This window comes from Sulfitobacter sp. 1A13353, assembly GCF_043557255.1.
In the GTDB taxonomy this organism is placed as follows: Bacteria; Pseudomonadota; Alphaproteobacteria; order Rhodobacterales; family Rhodobacteraceae; genus Sulfitobacter; species Sulfitobacter faviae.
Map to the genome: position 1 here is coordinate 245,356 of NZ_JBIFFS010000005.1, position 16,582 is coordinate 261,937.

Sequence of the window (16,582 nt, forward strand, 5' to 3'; positions counted from 1 at the left end):
GGACTGCCTTTGGGTGACTTTGTGGCAGCACACTACGACATTGTCGAGAATGGGGTTTCGCTGTTGGGTGGCTATTACGGACCAATACGGCGGGCCGCTTCGGTCTTGCGAGGTCGAAGATATGGGAAGATGGCAGAGGCGGCAGGTTCGCTGCGCCCCGCAACCAGTTCTGCGATGCGCGGATTGCAGGCCATAGAGGGCGAAAGATATCGACGCTTGAGTTGCGAAGAAGCTCAATTGTCTGCGCTCCTTCGCCAAGGTCGAAGCCCGATCAAAGGTCCATCCCCTTACCACTCGGGCAAGGCACAGTGCGTCAGCTATCGCCCTTCAGAGGGTCGTGGCCCCAATTCATCAGCGAATAGCGCCATTTCGAGTCTTTAACGTCATCCTTCGGCCCGCCTTGGGAGAGATGCCGTTTGATATAGCCGACGACGGTCGCCATGTGATCCCACTGATCGTCGGTCAGATCGTCCTTGTTGGCGCGTTTGATCTTGACGATCCGGCGGCCGGACTTGTGCCCGGTGCTTTCACCGCTTCCGCTGTCGCCCACGGACTTGGACTCCTCGGTCTCCAGCCAGTCCTCAAGCTCCGCCGGTGCCATGTTGACCAGATCGCGCCACTCGTCCCAGATTTCGTCCTTCGATTTCGATGAAGACATTTTCTTTCCCAATCCATTATTGGGAAGAAACCGGCCCGCGCGCGCTTTGTTCCGATCGGCCACAGCGGTCTGCCATGGTCGGCGGGACGCGCGCCAATCTGTCTGCCGTCAGCTTGTCAGTGTCCGAACGGCCCGCGCCTCGGGCGGGCCGGATAAAGCTCAGGAAGCTTGCGAATAGCGCATGCCCTCCGGCACCTCCTGGTCCAGCATCGATGCGATCATGCGGGTCAGGGCGCGACCTTCGGGCAGGATGTCGAGGCGCGTTCCGGACAAGCGCACGAATGGCGTGTAGCGGGTCGCGATGGCCTTTAACTCGGGCGCGAGATCGAAGGCCCCCGCGCCGAAGGTTTCTGCCAAGGCGTTCAGATCAAGAGTGAAGTCGCACATCAGACATTCGATCGCCCGCGCGGTCAGGCGCTCAGCGTCGTTCAAAGCGTAGCCGCGCGTTCCGGGCAAGTCGCCAGCGGCGATGTGCGCGGTATAGGCCGCCGTCGCGGGGGCGTTCTGTACGTAGCCCCCCGGAAAACGCGAGATTGACGAGGCGCCGAGGCCGATCAGGGTTTGGCAATTGTCATCGGTGTAGCCTTGGAAATTCCGGCGCAGGCGGCGGTTGTTCTTTGCTTGGGTCAGCCCATCCTGCGGCGTGGCGAAATGATCAATGCCGATTGCCTCCATGCCCGACGCGGCGAAGCGTGCCGCGGCCCTCTCAGCGAAGTGATAGCGTGCGACGGCGTCTGGCAGTGTCGCCTCGCGGATGAGTTTCTGCCGTTTCGCGACCCATGGCACATGCGCATAGCCGAAAAGCGCCACGCGATCCGGGGCAAGGGACAGGGTCTTGTCGATCGTATCCTCCAGCCGCGCCATGGTCTGATGAGGCAGGCCGTAAACCAAGTCAGCATTGAGCGAGGTGACCCCTTCGGCGCGCAACTGACCGACACAGCGGCGCGTGACCTCGAAGGACTGGAGGCGCCCGATGGCCTGCTGCACCTCAGGGTCGAAATCCTGAATGCCGATAGAGGCCCGTGTGAGGCCCGCGGCGCGCAGGGCGGCGATTTTGGCGGGGTCAATCTGGGTGGGGTCGATCTCGACGGAGAACTCGAAATCCTCGGTCGGGGTGAAGATCTGATGAAGGGCGCGGTTCAGGCGTTCGATGAGGGTAGGCGGTAGGATGGTCGGTGTCCCGCCACCCCAATGCATCCGCCCCATCCGCATGCCCGCAGGCATCGCGGCGCGCAGAAGCTCAAGCTCGGCCTCAAGAGCTTCGATATAGCGCTCGACAGGGCTGAGCGTCTTGGTGCCCTGCGTGTGGCAGGCGCAGAAATAGCACAGGCGCTCGCAAAAGGGGATGTGAACATAGGCCGAGACCGGCGCGCCGGGGTCCAACGCGCCAAGCGCTGAGCGCTGAAACGCGGCGCCGACCGCGGGGGTGAAAGCCGCCGCGGTGGGATAGGAGGTGTAGCGCGGCACGCGCGCGTCGAAGAGGCCGAGAGCCTCGAGCATCTGTATCTGTTCCATGGCACCGGTTTAGGGGGGTGCCGTTCTGCGGTCTTTGCGCTGGATCAATTCGGACGCAAAGATTGCGCATTGCCGTCGGTTGGGTGATCGTCGGCGGCTTGGGCTTTGCTACGGTTTTCACGCTCTTTCTGACACCGATCCTCTACCGCGGTATCGCCGTCTTGGGTGCCGCCCCCGGCGGGGCAGCGCAGCGGCTGAGTGCGGAAGCGGAGGGGGCGGTATAGGCCGTCGCGGGATTGATGCACGCCGCGCCTGCGGTTTCCCGGAACTGCACGAAGGACAACAGGATGACGAGGGCAGCAGCGCGCTATTCCCGCGGCGCGCGCCACAGGTTGGAATAGCAAACGTGCCGGCAACCTATGCAAGCAGCGCATTTCTCCTGCCCTTTTCGATCTCTACTCCGGGCGGGTCGGACTCCCATCTTGGACTTGAGATTGGAGACATCATGCACACCGCCGTTCCAGAACCTCTTTCCGTTCCCCTCCCGCTTCTAAAGCAGACCCTATGCGAACATTACCAAAGACTTAGCCCCGCTTCGCGCGAGCTCAGGTTCATGGGCCAACTTAACGATGATGCCTTGCTGCGCGTGGTGCGGGGGTCCAACCTCGACCTGACGCTCGGCGTCGAATGCGATGATGCTTTGCGTGCGATACTGGAGCTTCATTGCATTGACAGCACCCATGCGGAGATCGGGCTTTCGGTTGAAGACGCCTATCAAGGGCGCGGCTATGGCCGGAGGCTCTTCCATCGCGGTCTGGCCGAAGCGCGCGCGCGAAATATTGAGACGGTGGATGTGAACTTCTTACGCAGCAATATCGCGATCAAAAAACTCTGCATCGAAGAAGGGGGAGAGATACGTTGCCGCGGGGGCGAATGTGTCGCGCAGCTGTCGTTGAACTGAGCAAGAAATTCGAGGCGGGCATGCGTAATCTTCCGGCGGCCAATTTTCACGTTTTAGCTTTTAGGGGATGGTGAACCCGCGCCCGACGGTGTCGGTTTCATCGATTAACCATTTCACATAGCCGATAACTTTGGCTGTGACCGGATATCCTTGGACGCTGGGGCGCGGATCACCATGCCGTGCCGCATACGAGCATCACGCTGACCATGGGGTTTCAAGGCACCTAAAACCGCCGTGCCGTCCAGCGGGCGAGCGCTTCGACCGCGGACCAGAGCAGCAGCGACAGCGCCGCGAGCACGATCAGGGCCGCGAACATGAGCGCGGTTTGGCCGCGGCCATTGGCCATCAGCATCAGATGCCCCAGACCGCGGGATGAGCCGACCCATTCGCCAATCAGCACCGCGAGGGGGCCGTAGACCACCGCAAGACGCAGGCCCGAGATCAGGCCCGGCACGGCATGGGGCAGGCGCAGCAGCAGTGTTTCGTGCCAGCGGTTGGCTCCTGAGAGATGCGCCAGATCGCGCAGGCCCGGGGGCAGCGCCATCAGCCGGTCGAAGAGGGCCGAGGCGATGGGAAAATAGGTGACCAGCGCGATGGTCACGATCTTGGAGGGCATCCCGTAGCCGAGCCAAAGGGTGATGACCGGGGCGAGGGCGAAGACAGGCACGGCCTGAGCCACCACCAGCATCGGGCGCAGCAGCCAGCGCGCGCGGCGCGAGAGGGTCAGCAACAGCGCGGTCTCAATGCCGAGGAAAATGCCTAAGCTTAGGCCCAGCGCAAGATTGCCCGCCGACCACAGCGCATTCTGCCAGAGCAGCGCGGCATTCCCGCCCAGCGCTTGCAAGACAAGCCAAGGTCCCGGCAGGATGAAACGCGGCACGCCGCTGAGGGTGACAACAAGCTGCCATATCGCGACGGCGAGGGCGAAGCAGACCATGCCACGCCATAATTTATGCAACGTAGATACCATCAGGCGATCTGCGCGGGTGAGGCCAGCCCCATGCGGCGCAGCAGATCGGCTTGGGCGGCGAGGGTCTCGAGGGCGTCGATCCGGCGGGGTGGCGGCGTTTTGGGCAGGGGGCAGGGGGCGGCCCCATGGCGGCTCACGATCCAAGCGTGATCGGCGAGCCTCAGGGCCTCCGCCGGGTCATGGGTGATCAACACGACGGTTCGCCCGCAAAGCAGCCGCGCCGCTAGATCCTGCATTTTAAGGCGGGTCACCACATCGAGGGCCGAGAACGGTTCGTCCAGCAGGACCACGGGGCGGTCTTCGTAAAGCGTGCGGGCAAGGGTGACGCGCTGGCGCTGACCGGCGGAAAGCTGGGCAGGTTTGCGGCGCAGCTCCGCGCGAAGCCCGACCTCGGCCAAAAGTGCTGCGGCGCGGGCAGGGTCCGCCCGTTCTCCGCGCAGCCGGGCGGGGATGGTGACATTCTCAACCGCATTCGCCCAAGGCAGCAGTTGATCGTCCTGCGCCATCATCGCAACACGGGGGGCGAGGGGACGGTCGTCATCCGTAGCAATACGGCCCTCCAGCCGGGCCACAGTGGGCAGACCCGCAAGCAGACGCAGCAGCGAGGTTTTTCCCACACCCGAGGGGCCGAGCAAGACGTTCCATTGCCCGGCCTTGAGGATAAGATCGAAATGGTCGATCAAGAGGCCCGCAGCGCCGTGGAGCGCGCCCGATAGATGCACCGTAGGGGCGGTCATGTTGCTGCGGGCGACAGGGCCATGTCCCAAAAGCCAACCTCAAGGGCGGTGGCCGTGTTGAAACGCTCTTGCAAGGTCTTGGCTCGGGGCAGGGTTTGCCAGCTTGCGCCCAGACGCCGCTCTAGCCCCCCGTCGATCAGCGCGCCGACATCGCGGCACAGTGCTTGATACTCTTCACCCCCATAAACCGCGCACCAATCGGCATAGGGGCCGTCATTGCCCCGCAGGGCCAACCCAATCTCACCATAGCCCAGAACGCAGGGGGCGAGGGCGGCCATCAGGTCAAGGAAATCCCCGGAATAGCCCGCCTCCAAAACATAGCGTGTATAGGCGAGGTTGCCGGGGGCCTCTGCCGTGGCCTCAAGCGTGGCGCGGCCGATGCCATGGCCTGCGCAGGTTTCCACATGGAGGGGCATCTCCACATGCACGAGCGCATGGACCGTGGCACTCGCAGCGGCCATTTCATCCAGCGTTTCCGCCTTGGCCGCGGCAAGCGCCCAAGCGCGGGCGAAGTGAATCAGGAAAACATAGTCCTGCCGCAGGTAATGCAGATAGCTGGCCTGTGGCAGACTGCCGTTGCCCAACTGTTCGACAAAGTCATGGCGGGTATAGGCCCGCCAAGTCTCTCCGGCGCCACTGCGCCATGCTGCGAAGGCCTTGCCGTAATCGGGCGCCGTCATGGTTTCGCCTGCGCCGTGACGTCGACCACCAGATCGGCGGCGGGGATCACGGTTTCCACCACGCCGCTTTCCTGCATGAAGGTCTCGAACCGGTCATAGCGCCCGTGGTCCACCGCGGCGGGGCGGGTGGCGAAGCGCGGCCATGTGTCTTCCCATGCGCGGGTGTTCAGCTCGTTGCGCAGCTCGGCGTCGGAGGCAAAGAAGACCTCTCCGCTGGCGGCCGGATCATTCACGATATCGGCGGCGGCCCGTTCGGTGGCACGCAGGAAGCGGGCGATCATGTCGCGGTCCATCTCTTCGGCATGGGCGACGTAGATCAACTCGTCATAGGCGGGCACGCCCTCGGCTTCGGGGTAGAAGCAACGGCCCTCATAGCCTTCGATTTGCATCTGGTTCAGCTCGAAATTGCGGAATGCGCCGATTACTCCGTCGACTTGTCCCGACATTAGCGCGGGCGAGATCGACCAGCCGATGTTGATTTGCTCGACCTCGGCAGGCGCCACGCCATTGTGGCTCAGCATCGCATCCAGCAGCATCTCTTGCACGCCCGCCACGGCGAAACCCACCTTTCTGCCCTTCAGGTCCGCCATCTCCTGCACCGGCCCATCGGCTCGGACGACGAGGCAGGTGAGCGGGGTTTCGACCAGCGTGCCCACACGGCGCAGGTCCAACCCCTCGCGCTGGGCGAGATGCAGTTCCGGCTGGTAAGAGACTGCCAGATCGACCCGGCCCGCCGCCACCATGCGCGGCGGCTCATTCGGGTCGGCGGGGGAGACGAGTTCGACTTCCAGCCCCGCATCGGTGAAATAGCCCTTCTCCTGCGCTAGAATGATCGGCCCGTGATCGGGGTTCACGAACCAGTCGAGCATGACGGTCATTTTGTCTTGGGCCACGGCGGGGGCGGCGATCAGCGTAAGGGCAAGGGGTGCGAGTATGTTTTTCACGGAATGGCTCCAATAGATTGTTTGTTCGGGGAAAAGGTCAGGCATCGGGCAGTGCGATCAGGGCGATCTCGCCCGGCCAGCGTGCGCGGAGGGTGTTGGCCGCGTGATGCGCGCGCAGGCCGGTGCGGCAGGCAAGCACAATGCGCGACGTATCGGGCGGCAGCGTCAGGTCAGGCAGCGCCTCGGGCGGGACATGACGGGCTTGGGGTGAGAAAGGCGCAGGCGCTTCGGCGCGCAGGTCAATGACCATATCGCGCGGGGCGATCTGGCTTTCAGCGATGAAACGCGCGGTGGGTGCAGGCTCGGGCGCATTGTCAAAGCGAAAGCCCGACATGCGCCATTGCGCGGTATCCCAAGTCAGGAGTTGCCCGAGCGGGGAGGGCGACAGCCCCAGCAGCACCGACAACGCCATCTGCGCCTGTGCCGCGCCGATCATCCCGACCACGGGCCCCAAGACGCCCGCCGTGTCACATGTCGCTGCCGTCTGCGGCAGGTCAGGGAAGACGGCGCGGAGCGAGGGAGCACCCCCGCAGAAACCACCGACATAGCCCGACAGCCCAAGGGCCGAGGCTGAAATCAGCGGTTTGCCCTGCGCGCGGGCTTCGTCCGACAGGGTCAGGCTGGCGGCGAAAGTGTCGGCGCAGTCGAGCGCGATATCGCAGTCCGCCAGCAGGGCGGGCGCATTGGCGGGGGTGAGCCATTCGGCACGCGGGGCAAGCGTCACCTCGGGGTTCAGCGCCGCCATCGCCTCGGCGGCGGCACGGACCTTGGGCCTGCCGATATCGTCCATCCGGTAGAGCGGTTGGCGGTGCAGATTGCTCAAGGCCACCTGATCGCCGTCGACCAATGTGATCCGCCCGACACCGGCCCCGACGAGATATTGCAGCACAGGCACCGCCAGCGCTCCGGCCCCGACGACCAGCACATGCGCCGCCGTGAGCCGCGCTTGCCCCCCGGCACCGACCTGCGGCAGAACGGTCTGGCGGACATAGCGGCTCATGCCGTCACCTCAAGCCATTCGCGCACCCGCGCTTCGGGGTCTGCGTTCAGCGTGATATCCGTGACCGCCGCCACCGTATCGGCCCCGGCGGCAAAGGCCCCCGGCGCACGGGCGACAGACATGCCGCCGATGGCGCAAAGCGGAATGTCCCCGATCCGCGCCTTCCATTCCGTCAGCCGGTCGAGGCCCTGTTCGGTCCATTTCATCTTTTTCAGAATGGTCGGATAGACGGGGCCGAGGGCGATGTAATCGGGGGCGAGGGCCAGCGCGCGGTCAAGCTCGGCATGGTCATGGGTCGACAGGCCCAGCTTCAGCCCGGCGGCGCGGATCGCGGGGATGTTGGCACTGTCCAAATCCTCTTGCCCCAGATGCAGCCAATCGGCCCCCAGTTCAATCGCCAGTTGCCAATGGTCATTCACCACCAGCAGTGCGCCGTGCTGGCGGCAGAGGTCGAGCGCGGTGGTGATCTCGGCGCGCAGCACCTCTTCGGGCGCGTCCTTGATGCGCAGTTGCACCAGCTTCACGCCCAAGGGCACGGCCCGCGCGACCCATGCGGCACTATCGAAGACGGGGTAGAAACGCGGCAAGCTCATAGCCAAGCCTTTCCGATGACGGGGGTGGAGGGCACGGCCATGTCGCGCTGGCCCATAGGGCCGGAAGCGGCGGCAAGCGCGCCCGCGCGGCAGGCCAGCGCAAAGGCTTCGGCCATGGCGGCGGGGTCGCGGGCCTCAGCCACGGCGGTGTTCAAAAGCACCGCGTCGAACCCCATCTCCAACGCCTGTGCCGCATGGCTGGGCAGGCCGAGGCCCGCGTCGATCACCATGGCCACATCGGGAAATGCTGCCCGCAGACTGCGCAGCCCGTGCAGGTTGTTCAGCCCCAGCCCCGAGCCGATGGGCGCACCCCAAGGCATCAGCACCCGGCAGCCCGCATCGACCAACCGCGCGGCCAGCACCTGATCCTCGGTGGTATAGGGGAAGACCTCGAAGCCATCGGCGCAGAGCGCCTCGGCAGCCTCGACCAGCCCGAAGGGGTCAGGTTGCAGCGTGTCGGCATGGCCGATGACCTCGAGCTTGATCCAATTGGTGCCAAAATACTCCCGCGCCATCTGCGCCGTGGTGATCGCCTCGCGCGCGGAATGGCAGCCGGCGGTGTTGGGCAGCAGATGCACGCCCAAGCCGCGCACCATGTCCCAAAACGCCTGTCCTGCGCCTTGTTCGCGGCGCAGCGAAACCGTGGCGACCGGCGCGGCGCTTTGGCGAAAGGCAGCCTCCATCACTGCGGGCGAGGGGTAGCGCGCGGTGCCCAGCATCAGCGGCAGGGGCAGGGTGGTGCCGTAGAAATCGCGCATCGTTCAGCCCCCCTGCATGGCGCTGAGCACTTCGAGCCGGTCGCCGTCGCTCAGCATGGTCTCGCCCCGCGCGCCTGCGGGAACGAAGCTGCCGTTGAGGGCGGTGGCGACTTTCGCTTCGCCCCAGCCCAGCTCTGCCAATGCCGCGTCAAGCTGCGCGGCGGTGACCTCACGCGTCTCGCCGTTCACTTCAATCTTCACGGAATAAATCCCCCGTTGTCGCTGTTGCCAGAAAGCCCGCAGCCTGTTCGGCCAAGGCGGGCGCCATGAGAAAACCGTGCCGGAACAATCCGTTCAGATGCAGCACCGCCCCGCGCTGCACGATGCCGGGCAGGTTGTCGGCGAAAGCCGGGCGCAGGTCGGCGCCCATCTCGATGATCTCGCCCTCGGCAAAGCGCGGGTCGAGCGCATAGGCGGCTGAGAGCAGTTCCAGCGCCGAGCGGGCGGTCATGCCGCTGCGGCTGGCGCTTTCGATCTGGGTCGCGCCCAGCATGTAGATGCCTTGCCCGCGCGGCACGACGTAGAGCGGATGGCGCGGGTGCAGCAGGCGGATCGGGCGGGTGAGGGCGATCTCAGGCGCGCGCAGCAGGATCATCTCGCCGCGCACGGCACGCAAACCGGGCAGAGCGTCGCGGGCCACCATGCCGCGGCAGTCGATCACCGGGCCTGTGACCTCCGAAGGGGTGAGGGCCGTGGTCTTAACCGTCACGCCCTCGGCGGCCAGCGCATGGGTCAGGTCTTGCAGCGCTTGGCGCGGGTTCAGATGCGCTTCCTCGGCAAAGAACAACCCGCGGCGATGGCGCCCGGCGAGGTCCGGCTCACAGGCCGCGATGGCTTCGGCGTCGCAGTCGCTGTGGCCTTCGGTGCGGGCGGCGAAACGCTGCAATTCCGCGCGGTCCCGCTCGGGGGCGAGGACCAGCGTGCCCCGATGGGTGACTTCCGTGATCTTCCCCCATAGCGCCGCGGCACGCCGCCCATGGGTTACCACCGCAGGCTCGCTCAGCGCGCCTTCGCAAAAGGGGGCGAGCATGCCGCCCGCCCACCACGAACAGCCGTGCGGCCCGGGCGGGCCTTTGCGGTCAACGAGCCTTGGCCGCAGCCCCTGCGCCAGACAGGCCCGCGCGGCCCAGAGCCCTGCCACGCCCGCGCCGATGATCGTGACATCACTCATGGGGCCAAACGCCGTGAAAATGATGCACCGGCCCGTGGCCATGGCCGATGTTGAGGGCGTCCGCCGCGGCAATGGCGCGTTGCAGATAGCTATGGGCGGCTTCCACCGCCTGCGGCAGAGGCTGGCCCCGCGCCAGACCGGCGGCAATGGCGGCAGAGAGCGTGCAGCCGGTGCCATGGGTGTTCGCCGTCTGCTGGCGGGGCGCGGAAAGGCGCAGGGTGTCGGCCTCGGAAATCAGCAGATCGACACAGGTCTCGCCCTTGCCATGGCCGCCCTTCATCAGCACCGCGCGGGGGCCGAGCGACAGCAGCGCGCGGCCCTGCGCGAGCATGGTGGCCTCGTCGGTGGCTTCTTCTGTGTCCAGCAGCCGTGCGGCCTCGGGCAGGTTTGGCGTCAGCACATAGGCGCGGGGCAGCATCCGGTCGCGCAGGGTTTTGACCGCTTCGGCAGAGAGGAGCGCATCGCCGGATTTCGCCACCATCACCGGGTCGAGCACAATGGGCGCGGCGCAGTCGGCCAGCTCCTCGGCCACGGCGGAGATCGTGGCCGGGTCGCCCAACATGCCAATCTTGACCGCGCCGATGGCCAGATCGCCAAAGACCGCCGCCATCTGCGCGCGGATCATCGCAGGCGCGATCATGGCGACCGCGGTGACGGCGCGGGTGTTCTGTGCGGTCACGGCGGTGAGCACGCTGGCCCCATAGACGCCAAGCGCGCTGAAGGTCTTGAGATCGGCCTGAATCCCCGCCCCGCCGCCGCTGTCGGACCCCGCAATCGTTAGTGCTTGAAACGCCATTCGGCCCCCCATTCGTTAGATGGGCCGAGGGCATGGAGATACGGGGTAAACGACCGCCCGGATGGGCCGATGCTTGCTTCCGTTCCCTACGCCGGTACGACCCGGATCAGGTTCGATGGGTCGGTTTTCACCTCTCAGCCTTGCGGCACCCCAACGGATTTCCGGCAGGCTAGCGAGGGGCGTTCAGAGGGTCAACAGGGGATCGGTTATTTATTGGTTTGCTTTTTATATCATGTAGTTGCGGTGTGTACCTCATGCATTGCATGAGGATTCGTTAATGAAAATCCCGCGATTTGGGGATCACCTTGGCATCGCGCGGGTGGCCGTGCATGGCCACCTGACCGGGCAGCGGATGGGTTGGGTGATCGCCGCGCGTCGTGATGCCGGGCATCGGTGCCTCCGATAGTGCTGCCAGCCGGTCAGAGCGGTTCTCAAGCCGCTCGGCCACCACGTGTATCACCCGCCCGTCGGTCTGCACGCGCCCCTCCACGACCAGAAGCCGCGACGACATGATCGTGGGGCGGTAGAGCTTGAACATATTGGGCCAGATCACGAGGTTGGCGACGCCAAATTCATCCTCCAGCGTGATGAAACACACCCCCTTGGCGCTGCCGGGTTTCTGGCGCACCAGCACCAGCCCCGCCAGCTTTACCCGCCGCCCGTGGCCCATGCGCGAAAGGTCCCGGGCCGAGGAAAACCCCTGCGCCGCAAGGCTCCCGCGGTAGAAGGACATCGGATGCGCCTTCAGCGACAGGCGCAGCGTCTGGTAGTCGGCCACCACCTGCTCCGCCTTCGGCATCACCGGCAGATGCACCTCCGGCTCCGGGCCGCGGGCCGAGGCTTCGACATGGTCGAAGATCGGCAAGGCGGGCGCGTCGCGCAGCCCTTGGGCCTGCCAGAGCGCTTGGCGCCGGTCGATCCCCATGCTGCGCATCGTATCGGCGGCGGCGAGCTGGCGGATCGCCTTGGCATCCAGCCCGGCGCGGCTCTTGAGGTCTTCGACATCCGCGTAAGGCGTCTCGCGCCGGTCCATGATCCGCGCGCCCGCCTTTTCCTGCAGGCCGTCCACCATGCGCAGCCCCAAGCGCAGGGCAAAGCCCTCGCCACAAGGCTCCAGCGTGCAGTTCCAGTCCGAGAGGTTCACGTCCACGGGCCGCACCTCGACCTGATGTTCACGCGCATCGCGCACGATCTGCGCCGGCGCGTAAAACCCCATCGGTTGCGAGTTCAAGAGCGCGCAGGCAAAGGCCGCCGGGTAGTGGCATTTCATCCATGACGAGACATAGACCAGCTTGGCGAAACTCGCCGCATGGCTTTCGGGGAAACCGTATTCGCCAAAGCCCTTGATCTGGTCGAAGCAGCGCTGCGCGAAGACCGGATCGTAGCCGCGTTTTGTCATGCGGCCCACCATCTTGTCCTGCAGCTTCTCGATCGTCCCGCGCGAGCGGAAGGTGGCCATGGCCTTGCGCAGCTCGTTCGCCTCGGTCGGGGAAAACTGTGCCGCGTCGATGGAGATTTTCATCGCCTGTTCCTGAAAGATCGGCACGCCCAGCGTCCGGCTGAGGATGCTGAAAAGCTCGTCCTGCGGATAGGCTGGGCCGGGGGCGGGGTAGACGACGCTCTCCAACCCCTGACGGCGGCGCAGATAGGGGTGGACCATGTCGCCCTGAATGGGGCCGGGGCGGACGATGGCGACTTCGATCACCAGATCATAGAAGACGCGGGGGCGCAGTTTTGGCAGCATGGCCATCTGCGCGCGGCTTTCCACCTGAAAGACACCAAGGCTGTCGCCGCGGCAGAGCATGTCGTAGGTCGGTCGCCCCGTGGCGTCGTCCTCGTGATCCTCCACCGGCACCGTGGCCAGTTCCAGCGGGCGGTCGTAATGCGCCTCGATCAGGTCGAAGCACTTGGCGATGCAGGTCAGCATGCCGAGCGCGAGGATATCGACCTTGAAGATCTGCAGCGCGTCGATGTCGTCCTTGTCCCATTCGATGAAACTGCGCTCGGGCATGGCGCCGTTGCCGATGGGCACGATCTCGGTCAGGGGGCGCTCGGTCAGGATGAAACCGCCGACGTGCTGGCTCAGATGCCGCGGCATGCCGATCATCTGGCTGGCCAGCGTCAGCACCATACGCAGATAGGGGTCCGACAGGTCCAGCCCCGCCTCGCGGGCGCGGGCGTCGTCCATCTCGCCCTCGAAACTGCCCCAGACGGTGCCGGCGAGTTTTGAGGTCACGTCTTCGGACAGCCCCATCGCCTTGCCGACCTCGCGGATGGCCGAGCGCGGGCGGTAGTGGATCACCGTGGCGCAGAGCCCGGCGCGGTGGCGGCCGTATTTGCCGTACATGTACTGGATGACTTCCTCGCGCCGCTCGTGCTCGAAATCGACATCGATGTCGGGCGGCTCGTCGCGTTCCTCGCTGAGGAAGCGCTCGAAAAGCAGGTCATGCACCGCCGGGTCGACCGAGGTGATGCCAAGGCAAAAGCAGACGGCGGAGTTGGCCGCCGAGCCGCGCCCTTGGCAGAGGATCGGCGGCTCAGCCTCCTCGCGGGCGAAGCGCACAATGTCATAGATGGTCAGGAAATAGCGGGCGATCTTCTTGGTCTCGATCAGGGCGAATTCCTTCTCGATGGTCTTTTTCACCGCCTCGGGCACGCCCTCGGGGTAGCGCCGCGCGGCGCCCTCCCATGTGAGACGGGCCAGTTCCTCCATCGGGGTGCGGCCTTCGGGGACGATCTCATGGGGGTATTCATAGGCCAGATCGGTGAGGCGAAATTCGATCCGGTCGGCAAGGCGGCGCGTCTCGGCGATGGCATGGGGCCAGTCGGCGAAGAGGCGCACCATCGCCTCGGGGGATTTCAAGTGGCGTTCGGCATTGGCGGCCAGAAGATAGCCCGCCTTGGGCACGATCACCCCCTCGCGGATCGCCACCATCACGTCCTGCAACGGGCGGCGGTGGCGGGCGTGGTAAAGCACATCGTTGGTGGCAAGCAGCCTCAGCCCATGGGCACGGGCCAGCGCATCCAGCCGGTTGATCCGCGCCCGGTCATCGCCACGGTAGAGGAAGCTCGCGCCGATGTGGCGCATCCCCGGCAGCGCTTTCAGCAGCCGCGGCAGGCCCGCGGCGAAGAGGTCGAGGTTCTCGGGCGGCATGACGATGAGGTGCAGCCCTTCGGCGTGGCCTTGCAGCATCTCCAGCGTCAGATGGGTCTCGCCCTTTTGCTGCCATTCCCCGTCCACCGATTGCATCTTGCCCGCCGAGAGCAGCGTCGAGAGCCGCGCATAGGCGGCGCGGTCCTGCGGATAGGCCAGCAGTTCAGTCCCACAGAGCAGCACCAGCCGCGCCCCGATCAGGGGGCGAATATGGGCCTTCTCGGCCTCCACATGCATCCGCACCACGCCCGCGAGGGTGTTGTGATCCGCGATGCCGATACTGTCATAGCCGTGGTGATGCGCCGTTTCGACCAGATCGACGGCGTCCGAGGCGGCACGCAGAAAGGAAAAGCAACTCGCCAGCCCGAACTCCACGTAGTCCGCCCGGGGTGGCGGACTGAAGCCGTCTTCGCCCAGCGTGCGGCGCTTATGTCCTTCTTGCTCGGGCATCAGGCGAAGAGCCCATGCAGGAACCAGCGCGGCTCGGCCCCGCGGCCATCGTGGATCACGCCCTCGCGGTAGAGCCAGAAGCGCTGGCCGCCCGCGACCTCGACTTTATAGTAATCGCGCAGACGGGTGCCGGGGCGGTCGCGCCACCATTCGGGGGCGATCCGCTCAGGCCCGGCGTGGCGGGTGGTCTTGTAGGTGACGCGGCGCCAGTTGAACTGCGAGGGCGGGCCTTCGGGCACGGCGTAGATGACGCGCACCTCCTCGGGCGGGGTGAGCAACCGCAGGGGACGCTCGCGCAGCAGGGTGGGGGCGGCGGCGGGGGTGCCTTGCAGGGCGTCGACGCGGTGCTCCACCCGTTCGGGTTTGTGGGTCTCGCGCCAAGCGGGCCAACTCACTTTGTCGCTGCCCAGCTTGGCCGCCAGACGGTCGAGCAGCCCGGCCACATCCGCCGAGGGGTCGCGTTTGCCGTCGAGGTGGTCTTGGATCAGCGGCAGCTGCTCGCTGTCCGTCGCCTCCAGCGTCAGCAGGTCAAAACCAAAGCCGCTGTCGATGTTCTCCAGCTTGCCATCGAAAAGCCTGCGCAGATGCGCCGGATCGCGGCTGGCCCGCGCCGTGGCGACGCCGAGGGTGCGCCAATCGCCGTCGATCCGGTAGATCGTCAGACGCAGCCGCCGTGCGCCCAATTCGGCGCGGGCCAGAAGGGTGCAGAGGTCTTCGACCAGCGCGGGCAGATGCGGGGCGGGGTCGATCACCGGCTCGGGCAGACGGCTGCGGGTCATGAAGTGGCGATGGTCCGGCGGGGCGTTGAGCGGGTCGGGGGCTTGGCCGAGCGCTTTGTCGAGCAGGATCAGCGGGTTGCGGTCGGGCTTGAGGCTGGCAAAGCGGCGCATCAGCGCGGCGCGGGGCAGATCGCTCAGCGCGCCGATGGTCTTGAGGCCGAGCCGGTCCAAGAGCCGCGTGGTCTGAGCGTCGAGCCGCAGGGCGGCGACGGGCAGGGGGGCGAGGGCGGCGGCCAGATCCTCGGCCCCGCAGATCTGCGCACCGGAGCCGAAACGCGCCAGTGCCTGCGCGGCACCGGGGGTGGGGGCCATGGCGCAGCGCGCGGTCAGCCCCTGCAGGGCAAAGCGGCTGCGGATATCGCGCAGCATCGCCGCCTCGCCGCCGAAAAGATGCGTGCAGCCGGTCACATCGAGCAGCAGCCCGTGATCGACGTCCCGCGCGGTCCAGGGGCACCAGCGCCGCGCCCAATGCACCAGCCGCTTGATCAGGGCGATATCGCCCTCCAGATCGGCGGGCTCGACATGCAGGTCGGGGTGGATCGCCTGCACGTCGACCACCCGCGCGCCCGTCTCGATGCCGCGGGCGCGGGCGGCGGTGCTCAGCCCATGGACCACCGGCCCGTGCGTCCCGTCGCACGACAGGACCACCGGCACCTCATCCCCCGGAACGCTGCGGTATTGGGCGATCACCCGGCGCCACCGCTCCATCGTCAGCATAGGGAACCAGACGGAGACGATCCGCGGCGCGGGGGCTGTGGCGTTTGTCGGGCTCATGGTCGGCCACCCATCGGCCCGGCGCATGGCCGCGCGCGCGAAACAGCTCCAGATCCCAGCGGGCCGCGCCCGGGGCCTGCGGATCGTCGGGATGCGCCTGCGCGGGCAGGGAGGCGATGCGCCAGCGCATCCGCGCCGCGCTCAGGCCCCCGGGGTCGCCGCTGCGGATGAGGTAGAGCGGCACGCCCGAGGCCTCGGCCCGCAGCGACAGCCGTTTGGTGGCGGTGAAATCCAGCACCTCCGGCCCGCCATGCACCTCTCCCACCACGGCTGAAAGCCCCGCGCAGGCGGCCCCTTCCTCCATCGTCCAGAGCACGTCGCGCGGATGGCTGGCGGTGACCAGCAGCACCGGCTGTTCCAGCCCGAAGGCCGCGAGGCTCGGGGTATAGGGCGCGCCGTTTTCGCGCCGCGACAGGAAGTCCTGCACCCAGAGCACCGGCCCCTTGCCGCGCGGCAAGAGCGACAGCACGAAGCCACTCGCCGAAGCACTGGCGAAGGCCCCCGGAAAGACATCCGTCAGCGGCGCATGCGTGGCCAGAACCCCCGGCTCGGGCGGTGTCGACGGCCGTCGCCGCGGCAGGGTAAGGACCTGCCCATATGTAGAATCGGTTGTCATGCACGACTCCATATGTTCACATTTTGTTCTATTCATAAACGATGAACTGCGGCCCTGTCAAAATTTTGAGCCGCCCCCGCGAAGCC

Annotated in this window: 17 protein-coding genes and 1 riboswitch; of the genes, 2 read left to right on the top strand and 15 right to left on the bottom strand. The window is 66.2% G+C overall.

Going from position 1 to position 16,582, the window contains the following annotated elements; all coding sequences use genetic code 11:
- Positions 1 to 313: 313 nt before the first annotated feature.
- Together ACGYLO_RS14110 and hemN are read right to left on the bottom strand one after the other, a co-directional pair.
- Positions 314 to 658 (bottom strand): DUF3140 domain-containing protein, encoded by a 345-nt coding sequence (locus ACGYLO_RS14110; protein ID WP_271689790.1) that lies wholly within the window; start codon positions 656 to 658, stop codon positions 314 to 316.
- Between the two features lie 159 nt (positions 659 to 817).
- Positions 818 to 2,173, bottom strand: a complete 1,356-nt coding sequence (gene hemN, locus ACGYLO_RS14115) for an oxygen-independent coproporphyrinogen III oxidase (RefSeq protein WP_271689791.1) — start codon at positions 2,171 to 2,173, stop codon at positions 818 to 820.
- A 62-nt stretch (positions 2,174 to 2,235) separates the two neighbouring features.
- Between hemN and ACGYLO_RS14120 the strand changes: the two genes are divergently transcribed.
- Positions 2,236 to 2,397, top strand: a complete 162-nt coding sequence (locus ACGYLO_RS14120) for a hypothetical protein (RefSeq protein WP_271689792.1) — start codon at positions 2,236 to 2,238, stop codon at positions 2,395 to 2,397.
- Between the two features lie 329 nt (positions 2,398 to 2,726).
- On the top strand, positions 2,727 to 3,074 hold the full coding sequence (locus ACGYLO_RS14125; protein WP_276154423.1) for a GNAT family N-acetyltransferase: 348 nt from the start codon (positions 2,727 to 2,729) through the stop codon (positions 3,072 to 3,074).
- A gap of 223 nt (positions 3,075 to 3,297) precedes the next feature.
- On the opposite strand, the gene ACGYLO_RS14130 is transcribed toward ACGYLO_RS14125, so the two are convergent.
- From ACGYLO_RS14130 to ACGYLO_RS14190, 13 genes are all read right to left on the bottom strand, one after another.
- Positions 3,298 to 4,011 (bottom strand): ABC transporter permease, encoded by a 714-nt coding sequence (locus tag ACGYLO_RS14130; RefSeq protein ID WP_271689951.1) that lies wholly within the window; start codon positions 4,009 to 4,011, stop codon positions 3,298 to 3,300.
- 32 nt (positions 4,012 to 4,043) lie between these two features.
- Entirely contained in the window at positions 4,044 to 4,781 is a 738-nt protein-coding gene (locus ACGYLO_RS14135; protein WP_271689794.1) for an ABC transporter ATP-binding protein, read from the bottom strand.
- Positions 4,778 to 5,461 (bottom strand): TenA family protein, encoded by a 684-nt coding sequence (locus ACGYLO_RS14140; protein ID WP_271689795.1) that lies wholly within the window; start codon positions 5,459 to 5,461, stop codon positions 4,778 to 4,780. The genes ACGYLO_RS14135 and ACGYLO_RS14140 overlap by 4 nt, the downstream gene beginning before the upstream one ends.
- The gene (locus ACGYLO_RS14145; RefSeq protein ID WP_271689796.1) at positions 5,458 to 6,405 is read right to left on the bottom strand and encodes an ABC transporter substrate-binding protein; all 948 of its coding nucleotides are present in this window, start codon (positions 6,403 to 6,405) and stop codon (positions 5,458 to 5,460) included. The genes ACGYLO_RS14140 and ACGYLO_RS14145 overlap by 4 nt, the downstream gene beginning before the upstream one ends.
- 37 nt (positions 6,406 to 6,442) lie before the next feature.
- Positions 6,443 to 7,405 carry a HesA/MoeB/ThiF family protein gene (locus ACGYLO_RS14150; protein WP_271689797.1) on the bottom strand — a complete coding sequence of 321 codons (963 nt, stop codon included), beginning with the start codon at positions 7,403 to 7,405 and terminating at the stop codon, positions 6,443 to 6,445.
- Complete coding sequence (locus ACGYLO_RS14155; protein ID WP_271689798.1) at positions 7,402 to 7,998, bottom strand: thiamine phosphate synthase; 597 nt, start codon at positions 7,996 to 7,998, stop codon at positions 7,402 to 7,404. Before ACGYLO_RS14155 ends, ACGYLO_RS14150 begins: the two co-directional genes overlap by 4 nt.
- Positions 7,995 to 8,756, bottom strand: coding sequence for a thiazole synthase (locus ACGYLO_RS14160; protein ID WP_093925876.1), 762 nt, complete (start codon positions 8,754 to 8,756; stop codon positions 7,995 to 7,997). The genes ACGYLO_RS14155 and ACGYLO_RS14160 overlap by 4 nt, the downstream gene beginning before the upstream one ends.
- A gap of 3 nt (positions 8,757 to 8,759) precedes the next feature.
- Complete coding sequence (thiS, locus tag ACGYLO_RS14165; protein WP_067260908.1) at positions 8,760 to 8,957, bottom strand: sulfur carrier protein ThiS; 198 nt, start codon at positions 8,955 to 8,957, stop codon at positions 8,760 to 8,762.
- Positions 8,947 to 9,927, bottom strand: coding sequence for an FAD-dependent oxidoreductase (locus tag ACGYLO_RS14170; RefSeq protein ID WP_271689799.1), 981 nt, complete (start codon positions 9,925 to 9,927; stop codon positions 8,947 to 8,949). The genes thiS and ACGYLO_RS14170 overlap by 11 nt, the downstream gene beginning before the upstream one ends.
- Positions 9,920 to 10,723 carry a bifunctional hydroxymethylpyrimidine kinase/phosphomethylpyrimidine kinase gene (gene thiD / locus ACGYLO_RS14175; RefSeq protein ID WP_271689800.1) on the bottom strand — a complete coding sequence of 268 codons (804 nt, stop codon included), beginning with the start codon at positions 10,721 to 10,723 and terminating at the stop codon, positions 9,920 to 9,922. The genes ACGYLO_RS14170 and thiD overlap by 8 nt, the downstream gene beginning before the upstream one ends.
- Before the next feature lie 66 nt (positions 10,724 to 10,789).
- Positions 10,790 to 10,886: riboswitch (TPP riboswitch) on the bottom strand.
- Positions 10,887 to 10,997: 111 nt separating this feature from the next.
- Positions 10,998 to 14,327 carry an error-prone DNA polymerase gene (locus tag ACGYLO_RS14180; protein ID WP_271689801.1) on the bottom strand — a complete coding sequence of 1,110 codons (3,330 nt, stop codon included), beginning with the start codon at positions 14,325 to 14,327 and terminating at the stop codon, positions 10,998 to 11,000.
- Positions 14,327 to 15,814, bottom strand: coding sequence for a Y-family DNA polymerase (locus tag ACGYLO_RS14185; protein ID WP_394376866.1), 1,488 nt, complete (start codon positions 15,812 to 15,814; stop codon positions 14,327 to 14,329). The genes ACGYLO_RS14180 and ACGYLO_RS14185 overlap by 1 nt, the downstream gene beginning before the upstream one ends.
- Positions 15,762 to 16,496, bottom strand: a complete 735-nt coding sequence (locus tag ACGYLO_RS14190) for an ImuA family protein (RefSeq protein ID WP_271689802.1) — start codon at positions 16,494 to 16,496, stop codon at positions 15,762 to 15,764. The genes ACGYLO_RS14185 and ACGYLO_RS14190 overlap by 53 nt, the downstream gene beginning before the upstream one ends.
- Positions 16,497 to 16,582: the final 86 nt, after the last annotated feature.

Bases quoted from the DNA above. Each gene is read 5' to 3' on its own strand.
- ACGYLO_RS14110 (WP_271689790.1), bottom strand. From the start codon at position 658: ATGTCTTCATCGAAATCGAAGGACGAAATCTGGGACGAGTGGCGCGAT.
- hemN (WP_271689791.1), bottom strand. From the start codon at position 2,173: ATGGAACAGATACAGATGCTCGAGGCTCTCGGCCTCTTCGACGCGCGC.
- ACGYLO_RS14125 (WP_276154423.1), top strand. From the start codon at position 2,727: ATGGGCCAACTTAACGATGATGCCTTGCTGCGCGTGGTGCGGGGGTCC.
- ACGYLO_RS14130 (WP_271689951.1), bottom strand. From the start codon at position 4,011: ATGGTCTGCTTCGCCCTCGCCGTCGCGATATGGCAGCTTGTTGTCACC.
- ACGYLO_RS14135 (WP_271689794.1), bottom strand. From the start codon at position 4,781: ATGACCGCCCCTACGGTGCATCTATCGGGCGCGCTCCACGGCGCTGCG.
- ACGYLO_RS14140 (WP_271689795.1), bottom strand. From the start codon at position 5,461: ATGACGGCGCCCGATTACGGCAAGGCCTTCGCAGCATGGCGCAGTGGC.
- ACGYLO_RS14150 (WP_271689797.1), bottom strand. From the start codon at position 7,405: ATGAGCCGCTATGTCCGCCAGACCGTTCTGCCGCAGGTCGGTGCCGGG.
- ACGYLO_RS14155 (WP_271689798.1), bottom strand. From the start codon at position 7,998: ATGAGCTTGCCGCGTTTCTACCCCGTCTTCGATAGTGCCGCATGGGTC.
- ACGYLO_RS14160 (WP_093925876.1), bottom strand. From the start codon at position 8,756: ATGCGCGATTTCTACGGCACCACCCTGCCCCTGCCGCTGATGCTGGGC.
- ACGYLO_RS14170 (WP_271689799.1), bottom strand. From the start codon at position 9,927: ATGAGTGATGTCACGATCATCGGCGCGGGCGTGGCAGGGCTCTGGGCC.
- thiD (WP_271689800.1), bottom strand. From the start codon at position 10,723: ATGGCGTTTCAAGCACTAACGATTGCGGGGTCCGACAGCGGCGGCGGG.
- ACGYLO_RS14180 (WP_271689801.1), bottom strand. From the start codon at position 14,327: ATGCCCGAGCAAGAAGGACATAAGCGCCGCACGCTGGGCGAAGACGGC.
- ACGYLO_RS14185 (WP_394376866.1), bottom strand. From the start codon at position 15,814: ATGGAGCGGTGGCGCCGGGTGATCGCCCAATACCGCAGCGTTCCGGGG.
- ACGYLO_RS14190 (WP_271689802.1), bottom strand. From the start codon at position 16,496: ATGACAACCGATTCTACATATGGGCAGGTCCTTACCCTGCCGCGGCGA.